The following is a 19,096-nucleotide window of genomic DNA, read 5'->3' as shown; positions in this document are numbered from 1 at the left end:
GCATTAACAGGGTCCGTTTTATTACGGGTCTTTAAAGGATTTGAGGCATTTATGGCTTACAGTACTTTTTCTCAGACTAAAAATGACCAACTAAAAGAACCAATGTTCTTGGGTCAGTCAGTTAACGTTGCACGTTACGACCAACAAAAATTCGAAATTTTCGAAAAGCTTATCGAGAAGCAGCTTTCTTTCTTCTGGCGCCCAGAAGAAGTAGACGTGTCGAGCGATCGTATCGACTACAACAAACTTCCTGAGCATGAAAAACACATCTTCATCTCTAACTTGAAGTATCAAACGCTTCTAGATTCTATCCAAGGTCGCAGCCCTAACGTTGCCCTACTTCCATTGGTATCTCTACCAGAAGTGGAAACTTGGATTGAGACATGGTCTTTCTCTGAAACGATTCACTCTCGCTCATACACGCACATCATCCGTAACATCGTGAACGATCCAGGTGTAGTATTTGATGACATCGTTGAAAACGAAGAGATCCTTAAGCGTGCTAAAGACATCGCTTTCTATTACGACGACCTAATCAAGCTAACGGCTGACTACCACCGCTACGGTGAAGGCAACCACAGCATCAACGGCGAAGACGTTAAGATTTCACTTCACGACCTGAAGAAGAAACTTTACCTATGTCTAATGTCGGTAAACGCGCTAGAAGCAATCCGTTTCTACGTTAGTTTTGCTTGTTCATTCGCATTCGCTGAGCGTGAGCTAATGGAAGGTAACGCTAAAATCATCAAGCTAATCGCTCGTGATGAAGCACTTCACCTTACTGGTACTCAGCACATGATCAACTTGCTACGTAACGGTCAAGACGACTTCGCATTCATGCAAATCGCTGAAGAGTGCAAGCAAGAGTGTTTCGACCTATTTAAAGAAGCAGCAGAGCAAGAGAAAGAGTGGGCAGAATACCTATTCAAAGATGGCTCTATGATTGGTCTAAACAAAGACATTCTTTGCCAATACGTTGAGTACATTACCAATATTCGTATGCAGGCTGTTGGCCTAGGTACCGCTTACCCAGAAGCAACATCAAACCCAATTCCATGGATCAACGCTTGGTTGTCTTCAGATAACGTTCAAGTTGCTCCACAAGAAGCAGAAATCAGTTCTTACCTAGTTGGCCAAATCGACAACGAAGTAAAAGCTGACGACTTTGAAGGATTTGAGCTGTAATGCCAACAATCAAAATCAACAAGCTGATTTCAATTGAATCTAACCCTTCAAACACTCTGTTGGAAACAATGGAACAAGCGGGATTAGAGCCAGAGTACAACTGCCGAGATGGCCACTGTGGTGCATGCCGCTGTACGTTGGATTCTGGTGAAGTCGAGTACGTTGGTTTTGCTATGGCTTACACGCAAGGCAACGAAATCTTGCCTTGTATCTGTAAAGCAAAAACCGATTTATCGCTGAGTAATGTGATTCATCGAAGTAAACAGAAGCGCGCCTGATCCATTCGGCTCAAGTTCGCTTGGCTTTATTTAGAATGACCATTTAATCAGAGATGATAAGTATTAAAAAGGGTCCGCCTCCAATTGGAATGCGGACCCTTTTTCTATTGGTGTCTTTAGGTATAGGAGACCAACTCACCGATAACAAAACCTGAGTCTTACTGGCGTTCACAACCAAACCAAACGTTTATTACTGAGTCAGGTTAAGAGTCACAGAGCCAATATAACAAGCGCTTCGGCACTCTCCACAACCATTACACTTATCTTTGTCTAAGGTAGGTAATTCCCCTACTTCGATTTGAATTGCACTTACTGAACAAGCGGCTTGGCACGCATTACAATCCATTTGCATGTAGTTGTTGCAGCTATCTGCAAAGCTAGGCTTGAGATCAATATAAGGCGTGACCGTTGGATGGAGTGCGCCAGTCGGGCACACTTCACTGCACTTATCACACAGCGAACAACTGTTGTAATCCAAATTCAGCAGCGCACTGCCCTCTAGCATCTCAATAACGCTATTTGGACACGCTTGCTCACACAAACCACAACCGTCGCAAAGACGCTCAAACAGCACTTCATCAACTGCTCTTGGCGGCCTGGCGTGCAAGCGCTGTGATATCTCTTCATAATTCGCGGCTGCTTTAACCGGTTTAGAAAGTCGAGTTAAGAAACCGCGTCTATTTGAATTTATTTGTTCAGACATTAGTCGATATATAACTTTTTAGTAGCAACGTTTAAATTATATTCAGATGTTAAGTACTTAAACCAACCTATTACATCAACCGATAGCTTTTTATAAAAAGATAGCTCTGATGCTTTATTTAGTTTTTCTAAATAAACAGAAGACCAAGTTAATAAGTGACCTTCAAGTAATTCACCAGCTGAATTAATATTATTATTTTCTAACAAATATGCATGAGCGAATAACATTAAACCAAATTGATCTTCCGGCTCTCTTAACCCAGTGTCTAATTCAATCTGATTCAATTCTAAAAACTGGCGATACTCTATAGTAGAAGCGCCGAACACAACACGGTCTTTATCTAGGTACACTGAACCCCAAGGTGGCGCTGGCATGTCTCCCACGCCTTCAAACAGGCGACTGAACTCTGCTGCGAGTGCATCTTCGTCTTCACTTCTCAATGCCAGCAAGTATTCTTGAGAGAGGACTTCGCTCTCAACCAAGGCTTCAACAATGGTGATTAACTGTTCTTTACTTGTCGCTTGATAAAATAGCGAACCCAACAATTTATGCGTATCGATAATCATTATTATTTATAACGTTATAGGTTTAAAGATAATTATATTAATTAATCCATTTTATTCTTTGATCCATTTTATACATTCAATTAATAAACTTTAAACTCCACACTTATTTGACGCCTATCAATCAACATTTAAATATTAAAAGACAAAAACAAAACTACCTATAAAGTGCTAGCCATCAATAGCAAAAGGCATCTTAGAATGACGAATAAAAAAGAATCTGGGGTAATGAATCTTACTCGAAGAGGCTTCATGAAAGCTTCTTCTGCGGTAGGTAGCGCAGCCGCACTCGCGGGCGGTATCGCTTTACCTTTCAAATCCAAACCAGTAGCGGCTGCGGTTGCTGAGAGTGTGGATGAGAAAATCGTATGGAGTGCATGTACTGTAAACTGTGGCTCTCGCTGCCCATTACGTATGCATGTGCAAAACGGTGAAATCAAATACGTAGAAACCGACAACACTGGTACTGACGAATACGGTCATCACCAAGTTCGTGCTTGTCTACGTGGTCGCTCTATGCGCCGCCGTGTTTACAACCCAGATCGCCTGAAATACCCGATGAAACGTGTGGGCAAACGTGGTGAAGGTAAATTCAAACGTATTAGCTGGGAAGAAGCTTACGATGAAGTTGCTGGCACCATGCAACGCCTTATCAAAGACTATGGTAACGACACTATCTACCTAAACTACGGGACAGGTACACTTGGCGGTACAGTAACTAAGTCTTGGCCACCAGCTCAAACGCTGATTGCTCGCCTAATGAACCTAAGTGGTGGTTACCTAAACCATTACGGTGACTACTCAACAGCGCAAATCGCAAAAGGCTTGAGTTACACCTACGGTGGTTGGGCAAACAACAACTCTTTCTCTGACCTAGAGAACACCAAGCTTAACATCCAGTTTGGTAACAACCCTGCCGAGACACGCATGTCTGGCGGCGGTCTGATCCACCACTATGTAGAAAGCAAAAACAAGTCGAACGCAAGAACGATCATCATCGACCCTCGCTACACCGATACTGCCGGTGGCCGTGAAGATCAATGGATCCCAATTCGTCCTTCTACAGATGCTGCATTGGTAGCGGGTCTTGCACACGTAATGATCACTGAAGACCTTGTCGATCAACCGTTCCTAGACAAATACTGTGTCGGTTACGACGAGAAAACTCTGCCTGCATCAGCGCCTAAAAACAGCGACTACAAATCTTACATCCTAGGTTTAGGTGAAGATGGCGTAGAAAAAACATCAGAGTGGGCTTCTAAGATCACAGGCATTCCAGTTGATACCATCATCAAGCTTGGCCGTGAAATGGGTACAGCAAAACCATGTGCTATCCACCAAGGTTGGGGCTTACAACGCACTGCGAACGGTGAACTAGCGTGTCGTGCAATCGCGATGCTGTCACTACTAACCGGTTCTGTAGGTGTATCAGGCGGTTCAACAGGTGCTCGTGAAAGTGACATCAACATTCCGTTTGTTCGCTTCCCTACTGTGCCAAACCCAGTTGAAACGTCTATTTCAATGTTTATGTGGACAGACGCAATTTACCGTCATCATGAAATGACCGACATCACTGATGGTGTTCGCGGTGCAGAGCGCCTTAAGAACCCAATCAAGATGATCTGGAACTACGCAGGTAACTGCATCATCAACCAGCACTCAGACATCAACAAGACACACGCGATTCTTCAAGATGAAAGTGCGTGTGAAATGATTGTCGTGGTTGATAACCATATGACGTCTTCAGCAAAATACGCTGACATCATCCTGCCAGACTTAACAACGTCTGAGCAAGACGACTGGTGTATGGATGGTAAAGCATCGAACATGCCTTACTTCATCTACGCGCAGAAAGCGATTGAGCCTCAGTTTGAAGCGAAATCTATCTACGAGATGTGTACTGAGCTTGCTAAACGCATGGGCGTTGAAAAAGAGTTCACGGAGGGTCGTACTCAAGAGCAATGGATTGAGCACCTGTACGCAGAAACTCGTAAGAACGATCCAACCCTGCCAACCTTCGAAGAGATGAAAGAGCTGGGTATCTACAAACGTAGCTACGACCATCACTACATCGCTTACGAAGACTTCCGTAAAGATCCAGAAGCGAACCCACTGACCACACCAAGTGGCAAGATCGAGATCTACTCAGAGCAACTGGCTGATATCGCGAAGACTTGGAAGCTGAAAGAAGACGAAGTGATTCACCCACTTCCTATTTACGCGGATTCTTTTGAAGGCCATAACGATCCACTAGCAGAGAAGTACCCGCTTCAGCTGACCGGTTTCCACTACAAGGCTCGTACGCATTCAACTTACGGCAACGTTGCAGAGATCAAAGCTGCGGCACCGCAAGAGTTGTGGATCAACCCAATTGATGCGAAAGAACGTGGTATTGAAAGCGGCGACATGGTGAGTATTTTCAACGACCGTGGCGAAGTACACATTCCAGCGAAAGTGACACCAAGGATTCTTCCTCGAGTTGTCGCACTAGGCGAAGGTGCATGGTACGCACCGGATGGTCAGAAGATCGACCATGCAGGCTCTATCAACGTGTTGACGACTCAGCGCCCGAGCCCACTTGCTAAGGGTAACCCTCAGCATACAAACCTAGTTCAAATCAAAGCGCTAAAGAAAGCATAAGGTAGGTTGGAATGAAACAATACGGCTTTTACATTGATTCAAGTAAATGCACGGGTTGTAAAACCTGTCAGCTTGCTTGTAAAGATTATAACGATCTAGACATCAAAACGAACTACCGTCGCGTATACGAATACGCAGGTGGTGGCTTCACTCAAAATGGTGATACCTGGGTTCAGAAAGATGTCTTTTCTTACTACCTGTCTATCGCTTGTAACCACTGTACTAACCCAGCGTGTGTGAAAGTGTGTCCTTCGGGCGCGATGCACAAACGTAATGAAGACGGTTTGGTTGTGGTTGATGAGAGCGTTTGTATTGGTTGTCAGCACTGCAGCAATGCGTGTCCTTACGGCGCACCACAATACAATGCTAAGAAAGGTCACATGACGAAATGCGATGGTTGTTACCAACGTGTTTCTGAAGGCAAACAGCCTATCTGTGTTGAGTCTTGCCCACTTCGTGCATTGGAGTTTGGTGAAATCAATACACTTCGCGAGAAGTACGGCTCTGGTGCGGATGTGGCTCCACTGCCATCTTCAACAGAAACGCTACCGAACATCGTGATTAAGCTGAACAAAAACGCGAAGCCGACTGGCGATACCAGTGGTCACCTAGCAAACCCGAAGGAGGTGTAAGATGATTTTTCATGAGTGGTCTTTAATCTTCTTTACGGTGCTGGCGCAAACTGCAGTTGGTGGTTACTTACTTATTGGTGCTCGCGCACTGGTACTTGGTCATGACCAAGAGAAGCTAAACAGCTACAAGGTTCCAATGTTCATTCTATGGGCACTGATGGGGCTTGGCTTCATGTTCTCGACAACGCACCTTGGCTCTCCGCTGCGCGCGTTTAACGCTTTTAACCAACTAGGCTCTGCTTGGCTGTCTAACGAAGTATTTTTCGGTGCGGCATTCTTCGCAGTAGGTGGCATTCAATGGTTACTGTCTGTGGTTAAGAAAGGTGGCGTAGCTATCCAGAAAGCACTGATGGTTGGCGCGATGGTGTTGGGTGCAATCTTCATGTACGCGATGATCAACGTATACATGATCAACACAGTACCTACGTGGGACAACATCTACACACCACTGAGCTTCATCATGACGATGGTTGTGGGCGGTTTATTGCTGTCTCAATTCGTGATTGTATTTGCTAACGACAGTCGCTTTGCGGTTGACCGTAACATCACCATGCTGGCTGTGATTGCTGTTGCGATCAGCTTGCTTGTGACAGTAGGAAAACTGAACCTAATCGGTGACATCCAAACTTCAGCAGCAAAAGCCTCTGAGTTAGTCGATGGTTTAGGGAGCTATGTGATTCTTCAAGTGGCACTGCTGATGGCAAGCTTGTTGATTTGGATTCTACCTATGCTGAACAAAGCAAAAGTGAACCCAGTTAACCTTGGCTTAGCACTAGTACTGTTCTTGGCTTCAGAGTTAATCGGCCGTGGTTTGTTCTACAGTCTACATATGACAAGCGGTTTGTAATCAAGTTCTTACAGACATGAGCTACGTGTAAACATCACTGCTTGTTTGGTTATCTAGAAGGCTAGATAAACAAAAGGCCCAACACCTATTTAGATGTTGGGCCTTTTTATTTCATTTTTCTAACGTTTTTAGTACAGACTTAACGAGTTCGCTTACATACTTACTTAATGATAGCTGCTGGAATAAACATGTCTTTCAATCGCTTAGCCGAAGAGTAAGTGCCAAACATCGGTTTGTTGTCTAGGTGCCTTCTCAGCATATCGGCTGCTACGGTTTTGATGATGGTACGTGCATCTTCACGCTTGTATTGACGGTAGAACTCCAGCACTTGCCCCCACTCGCCTGCTTCGCTCGATAACGCAATACTAAAAGTATTACCCTCTAACTTACCCGTTACTAAGGCTAACTCTGTGCCGCACTTTTCTCTTGTTGCACCAGCCAATGCAAACGTCGCCGCTAGTGGATCGCTCTTTTCAAGCTCACTCTCTTTTGGCTCCGCCATAACCCAAGAGTGGCCGAAGCAATCTTCAACTTGCTCATTCGATTGCAGCCAAGCCGATAGCGCACCTTTAGTTGACACTTCCGATACCGACAGCGTCTTCTTTCTCTCAGCCATAATGTGGCCGATATGATCGATCATCGGCTCATCAACACTGACAACGTTGCTCTCTAATAGCTTGTACACCATTTGCAGCAGCTTAACGCGAGTTTCTAAATCCGACTTAGGTCCAAATAGTTTCACTTCAATAAACGGCAGATAAGAGCGGTAACCCAATTCATAGCCTTGAGGCAATTTCAGCTGGTCTAACACGTCTGATATGCCAGATTCGGACAAACCAAAGGTAAACAACCTGCTGCATTCAGAAGCGACCACTTGAGGATAAGTACGAGCGAGGTCAGGGATAATTTCAAAGCTCACCATGCGCTTAAACTCACTGGGCACTCCCGGAGTGAAATAGAAAGTCGCATCGTTAATCTTAAGTTTGAAACCACATGCAGTGCCGACAGGGTTATCGACGATTTCCGAGTTTACTGGCAGCAAAGCCTGCTTTAGGTTGCTATCCGGCATCGGCATACCACGCCCGGAAAACATCTCTTCCATACGCGCCAGCCATTCAGGGAACATAATGAGTTTCTGCTCTGAGGCAGCAGCCGCAGCAGCTGCACTCATATCATCGGTTGTCGGGCCTAAACCACCATTAACGATAACCACATCATAGTTAAAGCTCAGCATCAGCAGTTCTTCAACAAGAGCATTCATTTGATCACCCACAGTTGAGCGCTTAACAAGAGCAAAACCATGCTGATAAAACTCAGCAGACATCCAAGCTGCGTTCGTATCTACAATGTCTCCATGAAGAACTTCTTCACCTGTACTTAACATTGCGATTTTCGTCATATTTCTATCCCTTGTTGTCATAAAAAGACACTGCATTATTTACAAACTGGTCTATGGTTGAATTTGGAGCAATTCGCCTTTTCACTAATATTAATAATGTTAAACCTAAGGTTTTCTTAGGAAAAGCTATAAATTATTAGTTCCCTAAATCAGGCATTTAATAGATAATTGTGACCCTGATCAATTCCAAACTTTCTCATGGAGACCCTTGTGGCCAAATCACCGTTACTAGCAAAGGTTACTGCTGCATTTACAATGCTAATGTCAGTTAACTCGGTTGCAAGCCAATACGACTTCGACCAGCCAATCAACCTTTCTTATTCGGATGAATGTGCTCAAGATTACTGTGTTAATGATAGCTTGTACACCTACAAGCCTAATACCAATTACGCACTGAGCGAATCAAGTGATGAGTACGACTTCTCAATCCAACAACCAAAACACATGTTGGTGAGCCAAGAGAAGGATTGGGACTACCTTATGGGCCAAACCTACACCATTTTGGGCTTAAGTGTCGCTACAGTAGGTTTGATGACTCTACTCCCTGAAAGTATCACTAAGTGGGATGATGACCAACGTGACATCAGCTCATTAGGTAAAAAGTGGAAAGACAACGTATCTGAAGGCCCTGTATGGGACCGCGATGAACACTTCCTAAACTACGTGATGCACCCCTATTTTGGTGGTGTTTACTACACCGCAGCTCGACACGCAGGTTACGATGAGTTTGAATCTTTCTTATACTCTTGGACCATGTCTACGTTCTTCTGGGAATACGGTGTAGAAGCGTTTGCCGAAGTACCATCATGGCAAGATCTGTTCATCACTCCATTCTTTGGTGCGGTTGTTGGTGAAATGATGCTAGAAGCAGAGCAAGACATCATTGCTTCAGGCGGCGAAGTGATGGGCTCTCAAACCATGGGTGATGTGTCTCTATTTTTCCTAAACCCTGTTGGACACATCCACTACTGGGTAAGTGATGCTTGGGGCGGTGACGCAGAAGTTAATCTGAATACTAACCCTTGGTGGGATAACCAAGACGCAGCTAGATTCGCATACGATGCTGGTGCGCCATACGATTCTCAGTTTGTTGGTATGAACTTTAAAGTAACCTTCTAATACAGCAACCTAATTACTTTCGTAAAAACAAAACTCTTCTAAAAAGCGGCTCTCTAGCCGCTTTTTTTGTGCCCTACTCTTCATTCTCTTTTTTTGCATCACAGCTTAGTTTCAAAAATTGACCTAGGTCAAACATTGTTCGATGTAACCTTCTACACTGAAATTAAAGAACTTTATCGCGCGATATCAAACATTTAATTAGCAAATAATAATTGAAACTTTGGGGGCTGATATGAACAGTACATTTATCGTAAACTTTATCGGAAAAGCATCACCAGCAACAATCAAACAACTTGCTGCGGTTACTCACGAAAACGACGGCAAATGGCTCATCAGTAAAGTGAACTTTATTGAAGACCAAGTCGCAGGCGTACTCAAGGTTCAACTTCCAGCCATCAACGAATCGATTGTAAAAGAAGCTTTCAGCGCCAACCCGGATCTCATCGTACAGTTTGTCGATTCAGATCATACGCACAATGCTCAAGACACAATCCATCACTTAAGGCTCGACTCTAACGACCGAGCAGGTATCGTCAACGAAGTGACACATGTATTGGATAGACAAGGGATCAGCATTCTAGATATGGATTGCCACCGAGTCTTTATCGCTGGTGGTGGTGGTGTTAGTTCAAGCTTATTCACTTCAAAAATCGCCGTTAAGCTACCAATCGAAGTTCAAATCGATGATGTAGTTAATGAACTCGAAACACTCAGTGAAGACACTCGAGTAATGATTGAAAGCTAATTTAACTTACCTCCTGACGATACCTTAATCGTTGGGAGGCCACCTCATAAATAAGACCTCTCTTACATTACTTACAAAAAAAACGCATCAAAACACCCAAAACACATAGCCATAGCATATGAAATTAAGCATTTATATAATTTTTTTGATACGATAGATATCTTATATAATTTAGTAGCTTAGGTTCATACATGGAAAGAAAAAGGTCGAGCTGGCAACTCAATGTCATCTCAGCAATCCTTCTTACGACACTTTTTAGCGGTTGTAAAAGTGGTCATGAAAATAACGATAGTGGAACAACTACTACGGGAACAACTTCAAGTACGTCATCTTCCCCTATTACGCTTAGCATCCCAAATAGTGTCTCATTTTCTGAACCACAATCAGGGTCGAAAACAGAATCCATTACCGTTTCTCTTTCCGAAGCATTAGCTCAAGAACTCACCTTAACGATCTCAACTAGTGACGTGACAACTCGCTCTAATGGCACCTTCAAAAACTACGATGCTATCTCAAGCCAAAACGTCAAAATTGCGGCAGGTGCAACCAGCGCAGCTCTACCACTAAACCTTGTGCACAATAATCTGTATGAGGGCAGTAAAACACTTCATTACTCTATTAGTGCTGATAACGGTGCAAATTACACTCTTTCAAACGAACGAACTGTAGTAACTATTGATGATAGCGATACTCAACCAACCGTTAGTTTTAGTAACGACTTAAGTACCGTTGTAGAAGGTGACAGCATTATTCAACAAGCTGTTTTGAGTCATTACACATCTCAAGATGTAACACTTACCCTGACTCAAACCGGTATTGCCGCGCCTGAGGACTTTACTGTTGATATAGCAGGGTTAACTCTTAAATTGCCAGCAGAAACCCTATCAACAAATATCACATTTTCTGCTCGTGATGATAGCTTCGATGAAGGTGGCGAATCGGTAATCTACACGATAGCTTCCGTTGGTAACGCGACTATCGATTCGAGTAAAAACACTCTCGCGTTCTATATTCCTGGGCAGAAAAGTTTCAATGATACTGGGTATGTCACTTATTTTGATGGAACAGACTACGACAGCGTCACTCCTCCAGCATCACATCCAAATCAAGATGCCGATTTCGGTTTAGATGTCACCAATGGAAGTGAACATTCAGATGGGGAATATGGCTTTCGCTACACCAAGCTAGATGCTCACGGAAACCCTCTAATACCTAGCGCTACTGATTGGCGCTGTGTTAAAGATGAGCATACTGGATTGTATATTGAAGCAAAACAAGATCCGATAGCAATGCCCAGCCAGTCCGAGGTCGATACTTGGGTTAAGAACCATAAAGACGCCCCTGACGCCAACCCTTACCCTTGGGGCAGTCAATCAAGCTCATGGAGAAGCGCCTCATACACATATACTTGGTACGACTCTGACAATACAACCAATGGTGGCTATGCCGGAGCACCCAATGATCTCTTGTATAGCGCCGGCCCGATATCTTCTCAATGTGCGTACATTAATGATGGTTCGGGAGGTAACTACTGTAATACAAGTAGTTATATTAGTAGCCTAAACAGTCGCTCTATTTGCGGCATTACAGATTGGCGCTTACCTTCACCTGTTGAAGCCCGTTCATTTATCAACTTCAATGTCGGCACTGCACCAGCAGGAGCCATTAATTTCTTTCCTAATCTTGGAGACCGACTCTTCACGCATTCTAGCTCTGTTAAACAAGATGGTAGTGCTAGATGTATCGACTCTCAAAATGGAGAGCTTGAGCTTTGTAATAAAAACATCGCAGGCTCGACAGGAATTGTGGCTGTAAGTGGAGGTATTGAGTAATGAAACTAAAACTATGCTTAGGTGTAATTGCCTCTCTGTTAAGTGCAAATACCATCGCGCAAACCTGCGTGCAAACTCAAACTCCTTCTCACCAAGACGGACAATTTATTGACCGTAAAGATGGTACATTACTCGACGTAACGACTAATTTGCTTTGGTCAAAATGCAACCTAGGCGAAACCTACAATCAATCCAATGACACATGTGATGGTACCGCGATTAAATATCAAAATTGGCAGGATGCGCTCATCGCAACTGAAGATTCGAATCTGACCACTATCGCAGGTCAGGTTGGTTTTAGGTTGCCTAATATCAAAGAGTTAAGTTCAATCGTTGACTATAGCTGTACTAGACCAGCAATTAACCTGACACTCTTCCCGACAACAACCAACGAACCATATTGGACTAATACTCCTGACGCTCATAAAATCAACAGTGACTATGATGGTTTAATTATTGATTTTGAAGAAGCTTTGGAAGTCATTACCGACCCAGATGATATTCCACATCCTCTTGTTCGATTAGTGAAAACATTTTAATTAGTTTTTACGGTACAAATAATCAAAAAGAGCAGCTCATCCGCTGCTCTTTTTATTTTTCTGAACAATAAAGTCCGTTATTTAACTGACCATTGTGACAATGAACGTTTGAAGTCTTCATAGCCAAACTCATTCAGTTTTTGAACGTCGCCATTGCTGCGCTCGCAGTAGATTGAGGGCATTTTAAGGCCATTGAACCAGTTCAGTTTCACCATGGTATAGCCTGCGCTGTCCAACAAGTGAAGTTTTTGACCAATCTTTAGTGGCTCATCAAAGCTCGCTTCACAGAACTGATCCCCCGCCAAGCATGAACATGAGCCAATCACATAGCTATGGCTACCACTTTCGGACGCTTCTAATACCGATGCTGGTTCATTATAGATAAGCGTATCAAGACGGTGTGCCTCGGTTGCAGAATCGACAATTGCCGTTTTCTTCACGTTCTCAACGATATCAACTACTGTCACAACTAGGTCGGTTGTTTTGGTGATGATCGCTTCACCCGGTTCAAGGTACATTTGCACGCCGTGTCTTTCAGAGAAAGCTTTTAGCGCAAGGCCAAGTTTCTCAATGTCGTAGCCCGGCCACGTGAAGAACACACCACCGCCCATGCTCACCCAATCCAACTTATCTAAGTGACCACCAAACTGTTCTGATATTGAATCAAGTAGGCCGATAAATGCATCGACGTCTTTGTTCTCACAGTTCATGTGGAACATCACGCCATTAATCTCATCAAAGATTTCAGGCTTGATGTGGTCAGCTTGCACGCCCAAACGCGAGAACTGACGTGCAGGGTTTGCTAAGTCTTGTCCTGCGTAGCTTACGCCAGGATTTAGACGTAAACCCAGCGAGGCTTTGCCTTCAACAATATGACGGTAAGCTTCGAATTGGCTTTGCGAGTTGAAGATCATCTTGTCGCAAATATCCGCAACTTCTCTCACATCATCTTCGCTGTAACCCACACTGTAAGCGTGCGTCTCACCACCAAAGGTTTCGTGGCCAAGCTTCACTTCGTATGGACCAGAGCTTGTCGTGCCATCGAGATACGGTTTGATGATGTCAAACACACCCCATGTAGAGAAGCACTTGAGTGCCAATACCAACTTCACACCTGAGATCTCTTTCAGCTGCTTGGCTTTCTCTAAGTTCGCAATCAACTTGTCTTCGTTGATCATGAAATAAGGCGTTTTTAGTTCGTTGTTTTGCATGTTAATACCTTGCGGCCCTCGAGTTCAAGAAGGCACATGATAATCGAACAAAGCCGACGCAACAGCATCGGCTTGTAATTATACGTTCTCGTCAATCATATGACTTTGAATGGAATTCGCAGAGCTTTGACCTTGTCGCTAGGACATCGCGCGGAGTTTACGAACGTAAATGAGCACGATGGACAACGCGACGAGGGCAAAGAGCCAGAAATTACTTCAAAGTGTGGATCAGAGGTAAACCAGCCATAGGCTCTAGCTCTTGAACGTGCCAATCTAGACCGATTTCAGGCATGGTTGCTAGGAACGGGTCTGGGTTTAACTGTTCCATGTTGAATACGCCTTTATCAGCCCATTCGCCACGGAAGAACTGAAGTGCAGCCGTAATAGCTGGAACACCTGTTGTGTAAGAGATCGCTTGGTGCTCTACGTCTTCGTAAGCCACTTCGTGGTCTGCGTTATTGTAGATGAATACGCTGCGCTCTTTACCGTCTTTCTTACCTTGAACCCAAGTACCGATACACGTTAAACCAGTGTAACCCGGAGCTAGAGATGTTGGATCTGGTAATAGTGCTTTAAGAACATGCAGAGGCTGAACCACTGTGCCATCGTGCAGTGTTAGCGGTTCAGGGCTAAGAAGGCCGATATCACGCATGCAGTTGAAGTAGTTCAGGTATGCATCACCAAAGCCCATCCAGAATTCGATACGCTTAGCTGGGATGAACTCTTTCATCGAACGAACTTCATCGTGTGCCATTGAGTAAACTTTGTGAGAACCACAGTTCGGGAATTCAAACTCAAGCATACGAGAGTGACACGGTACTTGTTTCCACTCTTCATTTTCCCAGTAGAAAGAGTCGCCTTGGATCTCAAGCATGTTGGTTTCTGGGTCAAAGTTTGTCGCAAACTTCTTGCCGTGGTCACCTGCATTCACGTCCATTACATCAATTGAGTCAATCTCATCGAACAAGTGCTTAACCGCGTACGCAGCAAAGATTGATACCACACCAGGATCGAAACCAGCGCCAAGAATACCTGTGATGCCCGCTTCTGCGAACTTCTCACGATAACCCCATTGCCAATCATAAGCTTGTGGTACTTGTTGGCCTTCAGAGCATAGGTCAACCGCTACCGATGTATCTAGGTAAGAGACTTTAGTTTGGTAACACGCTTCCATGATTGCCATGTTTACCCAAGGAGGACCAGCGTTGATAACAAGATCTGGCTGAACTTCTTTAATCAAAGCAACAAGCGCATCAACATCATCAGCGTCTACTGAACGTGCTTCTAGTTTCTTAGTTGAATCTTTAAGGTTGTTTTTGCCCTTGATAGATTCGATGATTTTTTCACACTTCGCGATGGTACGAGAAGCGATTGTGATATCACCCAGTACTTCGTTATTTTGTGCTGCTTTGTGTGCAACAACCCAACCAACGCCGCCTGCACCAATTTGTAGAATAGCCATAGTTTTAATTACCCTTGTTGTTCTGCTAGCTCAATAGCTAAAGTTTGAATTTTGTTAATTAGAGATGTGAAATCTGATGTCGTTAAGCACGGATTCAAGATAGTGAATTTCAGCGCGCTTTTACCATCCACTACCGTTTCGCCAAGTACGGCAACACCACGAGTCAGCGCTTCCAATCTTAACGTTTGATTCAGTTTGTCTAAATCCATAGCACTGTTTGCTGATTGCTCATTGCTAAGCACCGAACGGAACAACACCGTCGATAGTGAAGGCTCCGCTAATAGCTCTAAATCCGCTTGATTTTGAATCAGGTCGGCAACTTGAAGCGTCTGCTCTAGGAGATGATCGTACATATCACCCAGCTGCTTTGGCCCAACGCTTTGCATCGTCATGAAGACTTTCAATGCATCGAAACGCTTGGTGGTCGCAATAGACTTATCGACTAGATTTGGCAGCTCATCGTGCTCGCGATTCAAGTAGTCTGCGTGATGCAGTAGGTACTTAAAGTTCGCTTTGTCTTTCAGCAGCACAGCACCACAGCTGATTGTTTGGAAGAACAACTTGTGGAAATCAACGCTGACAGAGTCCGCTTTCTCGATGCCTTTCAGACGAGCTTTATGGCTACTTAAGATAAGCGCGCCGCCGTAAGCGCTGTCGACATGGAACCAAAGGCCTTGTTGGTTTGCGATGTCTGCAATCGCATCAAGGTCGTCGATAGCACCATGATCGGTTGTACCCGCCGTACCAACTACAGCAAAAGGAATCAACCCTTGGGCTTTAAGCGCTTTTACTTCTGCGTCTAAGTAATCCGGTTTGATGGTGCCGTTTGCGTTGGTCTCAACACAGCACACCGCGCTCTCGCCTAAACCGAGCAATGAAGCGGATTTTTGAACCGTGAAGTGAGATTTATCTGAACACAAGATGCGAAGCTTACTCGCGTAATCCGGTAAACCCAGCTTTTGGATAGAGTGACCATCGTGCTTATCCGCAACCCAGTCTCTCGCTAGCAATAAGCCCATTAGGTTACTTTGCGTGCCACCACTAGTGAAAACACCGTCCGCTTGTTCACCTAGTTGGTACTTGTCACACATCCAATCAACCACGCGCTGCTCAACATAAGTCGCAGCAGATGCTTGGTCCCATGAATCCATAGATTGATTCAGAGCCGCGATAATTGATTCCGCTGCTACTGATGCCATAAGAGGAGGCGTATGAAGGTGTGCGATACAGTCAGGGTGCTGCACAAAGATAGAGTTTGCTGCAACTAGGTCAGCGGTGCTATCTATAACGTCAACCAAAGCGTGTTGGTTGTTGTCTAGATCGACAGCCTTGATAGAAGCCTCTAGCACTTTTGGTTCTAGACCTGAGTATGGAGTTTCAACCTGCTCGAAAACCGCTTTCATTGCCTGAGTGGTTTGGTTCATCACGTTAGCGAATTCGTCGCTACCGCCTAGGCCGGTGTGAATGAAGTGCTTGTTCCACTCTTGATTTGCTTGCTTATCTGAAGCTTGCTCTTCTTGAACACCTCCGCCGGCAGCGATGATGGCTTCTTCCATCACTCGCAGGGCAAAGTCTATCTGTTCGAAAGAGATAATCATTGGTGGCAGGAAGCGAATCACAGATCCATCACGACCGCCCTTCTCGACCATCAAACCACGCTCTAATGCCGCGCGTTGAATAGCTAGGGTCAGGTCACCGTCTGATTTCGGCTCACCAAATTTATTGAGTTCACCGTTTGGTTGCTTGATCTCGGCGCCAAGCATTAAACCTTTACCACGAACTTCAGCAATACAGTTAACGCGAGATTGAATCTTCTCTAACCCATGACGTAGGTATTGGCCTGCAATGTTCGCGTGCTCCACCAAACCATCTCGCTCGATGATTTCCAGTGCTTTAGCACCAGACACCATTGCTAACTGGTTACCACGGAATGTACCGGTATGTTCACCCGCTTTCCAAGTATCGATGCTCTTGTCGAATACAAGCAGCGACATAGGCAGTCCGCCACCGATCGCTTTAGATAAACATAAAATATCAGGGTTAACGCCTGACTCTTCAAACGCGAATCGATGTCCTGTTTTGCCGACACCACACTGAATTTCATCAAAAATCAGTAGTATACCGTGCTCATCACAAATGCGACGTAAACCTTGTAGCCAAGATGCCGGAGCTGGAATTACACCACCCTCACCTTGCACGGGCTCAACGATCATCGCCGCGGGTTTCATGATGCCGGATTCATCGTCATTCAACATACGCTCGATGTAACGAATGCTCGCGTTGGCACCCGCTTCACCACCAATGCCAAACGGGCAGCGGAGGTTGTATGGGAAAGGCATGAAATGTACGTCAGACATCAAGCCGCTACGACGCTCTTTAGTGCCAAGGTTACCCATCATGCCCATGGTGCCGTTCGTCATGCCATGGTAAGCACCACGGAAAGCAAACATGGTGTTACGACCAGTGGTTTGCTTCGCTAGTTTGATTGCCGCTTCAACAGCGTCAGCACCAGATGGGCCACAGAATTGAAGAACCGAGTTATTTGAAAAGTCTTGAGGAAGAAAAGCTTTAACTCGCTTGATAAACGTCTCTTTTGCTTGAGTCGTGATATCCAGAGTTTGGTATGGCAAACCAGAATCGAGTTGGTCTTTGAGTGCTTGGTTAATCTCCGGGTGGTTATAACCCAAAGAAAGTGTACCTGCACCGGCTAAGCAATCGAGGAAGAGTTGGCCACGAGTATCTTCAACTAAAGCGCCACATGCTCGTTTAATAGCAATAGGCAGACGTCTTGGGTAAGAGCGAACATCCGACTCATGCTGTTCTTGCTCTAGCAAAATAGCGTCAGGTGTTAGGTCGTAAGTCCCCTCTAAGATAGGAACCATAGTTGAAAATGAATTTGCGATAGTATTGATATCGACTTCAAAGGCGGTAGTCATAAAAGTCCCCTTGAATGTATTCATACTCACCTCCATCAGACGCAACTATCCACCAACCCTCTTTAAATTTGGAGAGAGTTCATAGTTAAGTACGCGTATTGTCTAGAAATGAGATATAGCTGTACGCTCGCATAAGTCAAATGACAAATACGAAATTAAGCCGTCTTAAGACAGCGATAAATTGTTAGCGTGAGCTCAAGGTTCAGTAATGCTACTGTTTTGAAGAATTGGACATTTTTGCAGGATCGGGCAGCTATGAGGAGCTGGTCCCTTTGGAAATGCAGAGCTGATTAGCAATGTTGTAATTAGTGTGTTCAATGTTGGGTTTCCCATTAACATGGCGAACTGCGCCATAAGTATCCCGTCTATCAGCTAAAGGACTAGCCAATACCTACCCTACGTAATGTCCCAATCAGCAAGAATGGTCACTACGCGTATCCCCCAGAAGCAATTGTTGCTCTTCTTGAACATTGTTCATTCCGAGATTGCGCGGAAAAGTAACATAAAGTGAAATGAACGATCAATAGTTTTTAATAATAGCTTGATAAATAGCAGTGGTGGCTAAGCAATTGCTGTAAATATCGTCAACACTATCGTTTAAGAAAGAGCTCCCCTGTTCATTCGTTCCTCGAGCCCGAGGCTGACGAGGCAGGCATACAGGCGGCGTTAGTGATAGCTTTGAGGCTGTGGCATCTTTTCGTCATTCCCTAGTATGAGGAACGAGTTCATAGGGAATCTCGCTTTTAAAAACTAACTTATCTAAACGAACTTGATTGCGAAATTTTGAGATAGAGATAGAGATAGAGATAGAGATAGAGATAGAGATGAATTCTAAGTGAGGGCTCGAGCAAGCAAAGTACTTACACGCAAAAGCTAAACCACAGAAACCAAAAAGCCCGAACATTTCTGTTCGGGCTTTTTAATTTGGAGCGATACATCGGGTTCGAACCGATGACCTCAACCTTGGCAAGGTTGCGCTCTACCAACTGAGCTAGTATCGCATTT

The 19,096-nt window shown here is 44.6% G+C and carries 15 protein-coding genes and 1 tRNA gene; 9 read left to right on the top strand and 7 right to left on the bottom strand.

The annotated features are described in order from the left end of the window. Positions 1-51: 51 nt before the first annotated feature. Both nrdB and yfaE read left to right on the top strand, forming a co-directional pair. Positions 52-1,185: a class Ia ribonucleoside-diphosphate reductase subunit beta gene (gene nrdB / locus QQ041_RS11165; RefSeq protein WP_060982424.1), complete on the top strand. Its 1,134-nt coding sequence runs from the start codon at positions 52-54 to the stop codon at positions 1,183-1,185. Continuing rightward, positions 1,185-1,463, top strand: a complete 279-nt coding sequence (gene yfaE, locus QQ041_RS11160; RefSeq protein ID WP_285953950.1) for a class I ribonucleotide reductase maintenance protein YfaE — start codon at positions 1,185-1,187, stop codon at positions 1,461-1,463. Before nrdB ends, yfaE begins: the two co-directional genes overlap by 1 nt. Before the next feature lie 190 nt (positions 1,464-1,653). On the opposite strand, the gene napF is transcribed toward yfaE, so the two are convergent. Both napF and QQ041_RS11150 read right to left on the bottom strand, forming a co-directional pair. Next, entirely contained in the window at positions 1,654-2,166 is a 513-nt protein-coding gene (napF, locus tag QQ041_RS11155) for a ferredoxin-type protein NapF (RefSeq protein WP_285953949.1), read from the bottom strand. Continuing rightward, the gene (locus tag QQ041_RS11150) at positions 2,166-2,732 is read right to left on the bottom strand and encodes a molecular chaperone (protein ID WP_285953948.1); all 567 of its coding nucleotides are present in this window, start codon (positions 2,730-2,732) and stop codon (positions 2,166-2,168) included. Before QQ041_RS11150 ends, napF begins: the two co-directional genes overlap by 1 nt. A 198-nt stretch (positions 2,733-2,930) precedes the next feature. Between QQ041_RS11150 and QQ041_RS11145 the strand changes: the two genes are divergently transcribed. From QQ041_RS11145 to QQ041_RS11135, 3 genes are read left to right on the top strand one after another with little or no spacing between them, the layout of a single operon-like run. After that, positions 2,931-5,369 carry a DmsA/YnfE/YnfF family dimethyl sulfoxide reductase gene (locus QQ041_RS11145; RefSeq protein WP_285953947.1) on the top strand — a complete coding sequence of 813 codons (2,439 nt, stop codon included), beginning with the start codon at positions 2,931-2,933 and terminating at the stop codon, positions 5,367-5,369. Between the two features lie 11 nt (positions 5,370-5,380). Next, a complete protein-coding gene (locus QQ041_RS11140; protein WP_285953946.1) occupies positions 5,381-6,001 on the top strand; it encodes a DMSO/selenate family reductase complex B subunit in 621 nt (206 codons plus the stop codon). A 1-nt stretch (position 6,002) separates the two neighbouring features. Further along, a complete protein-coding gene (locus QQ041_RS11135) occupies positions 6,003-6,848 on the top strand; it encodes a DmsC/YnfH family molybdoenzyme membrane anchor subunit (RefSeq protein ID WP_285953945.1) in 846 nt (281 codons plus the stop codon). A gap of 160 nt (positions 6,849-7,008) precedes the next feature. On the opposite strand, the gene QQ041_RS11130 is transcribed toward QQ041_RS11135, so the two are convergent. Beyond that, entirely contained in the window at positions 7,009-8,247 is a 1,239-nt protein-coding gene (locus QQ041_RS11130; RefSeq protein ID WP_285953944.1) for a CinA family nicotinamide mononucleotide deamidase-related protein, read from the bottom strand. Between the two features lie 210 nt (positions 8,248-8,457). Here QQ041_RS11130 and QQ041_RS11125 point away from each other — a divergent pair, with 210 nt between their 5' ends. The 4 genes from QQ041_RS11125 (at position 8,458) to QQ041_RS11110 (ending at position 12,482) form a co-directional block, all read left to right on the top strand. Continuing rightward, a complete protein-coding gene (locus QQ041_RS11125; RefSeq protein ID WP_146489860.1) occupies positions 8,458-9,366 on the top strand; it encodes a DUF3943 domain-containing protein in 909 nt (302 codons plus the stop codon). Between the two features lie 232 nt (positions 9,367-9,598). Then, a complete protein-coding gene (locus QQ041_RS11120; protein ID WP_050646057.1) occupies positions 9,599-10,111 on the top strand; it encodes an ACT domain-containing protein in 513 nt (170 codons plus the stop codon). A gap of 191 nt (positions 10,112-10,302) precedes the next feature. Further along, positions 10,303-11,943, top strand: coding sequence for a DUF1566 domain-containing protein (locus QQ041_RS11115; protein ID WP_285953943.1), 1,641 nt, complete (start codon positions 10,303-10,305; stop codon positions 11,941-11,943). Next, on the top strand, positions 11,943-12,482 hold the full coding sequence (locus QQ041_RS11110; RefSeq protein WP_146489858.1) for a DUF1566 domain-containing protein: 540 nt from the start codon (positions 11,943-11,945) through the stop codon (positions 12,480-12,482). The genes QQ041_RS11115 and QQ041_RS11110 overlap by 1 nt, the downstream gene beginning before the upstream one ends. Positions 12,483-12,559: 77 nt before the next feature. On the opposite strand, the gene nspC is transcribed toward QQ041_RS11110, so the two are convergent. The 4 genes from nspC to QQ041_RS11090 form a co-directional block, all read right to left on the bottom strand. Continuing rightward, positions 12,560-13,693 carry a carboxynorspermidine decarboxylase gene (gene nspC / locus QQ041_RS11105; RefSeq protein ID WP_285953942.1) on the bottom strand — a complete coding sequence of 378 codons (1,134 nt, stop codon included), beginning with the start codon at positions 13,691-13,693 and terminating at the stop codon, positions 12,560-12,562. Between the two features lie 211 nt (positions 13,694-13,904). Continuing rightward, complete coding sequence (locus QQ041_RS11100) at positions 13,905-15,155, bottom strand: carboxynorspermidine synthase (RefSeq protein ID WP_285953941.1); 1,251 nt, start codon at positions 15,153-15,155, stop codon at positions 13,905-13,907. A gap of 8 nt (positions 15,156-15,163) precedes the next feature. Next, positions 15,164-18,115, bottom strand: a complete 2,952-nt coding sequence (locus tag QQ041_RS11095; protein WP_285953940.1) for a pyridoxal phosphate-dependent class III aminotransferase — start codon at positions 18,113-18,115, stop codon at positions 15,164-15,166. Between the two features lie 901 nt (positions 18,116-19,016). Beyond that, positions 19,017-19,092: transfer RNA gene (locus QQ041_RS11090), tRNA-Gly, on the bottom strand. Positions 19,093-19,096: the final 4 nt, after the last annotated feature.

The sequence above is a fragment of the Vibrio sp. TMPB1044 genome (assembly GCF_030442075.1).
In the GTDB taxonomy this organism is placed as follows: Bacteria; Pseudomonadota; Gammaproteobacteria; order Enterobacterales; family Vibrionaceae; genus Vibrio; species Vibrio satsumensis.
This window is presented reverse-complemented; position numbering and strand designations above follow the sequence as displayed.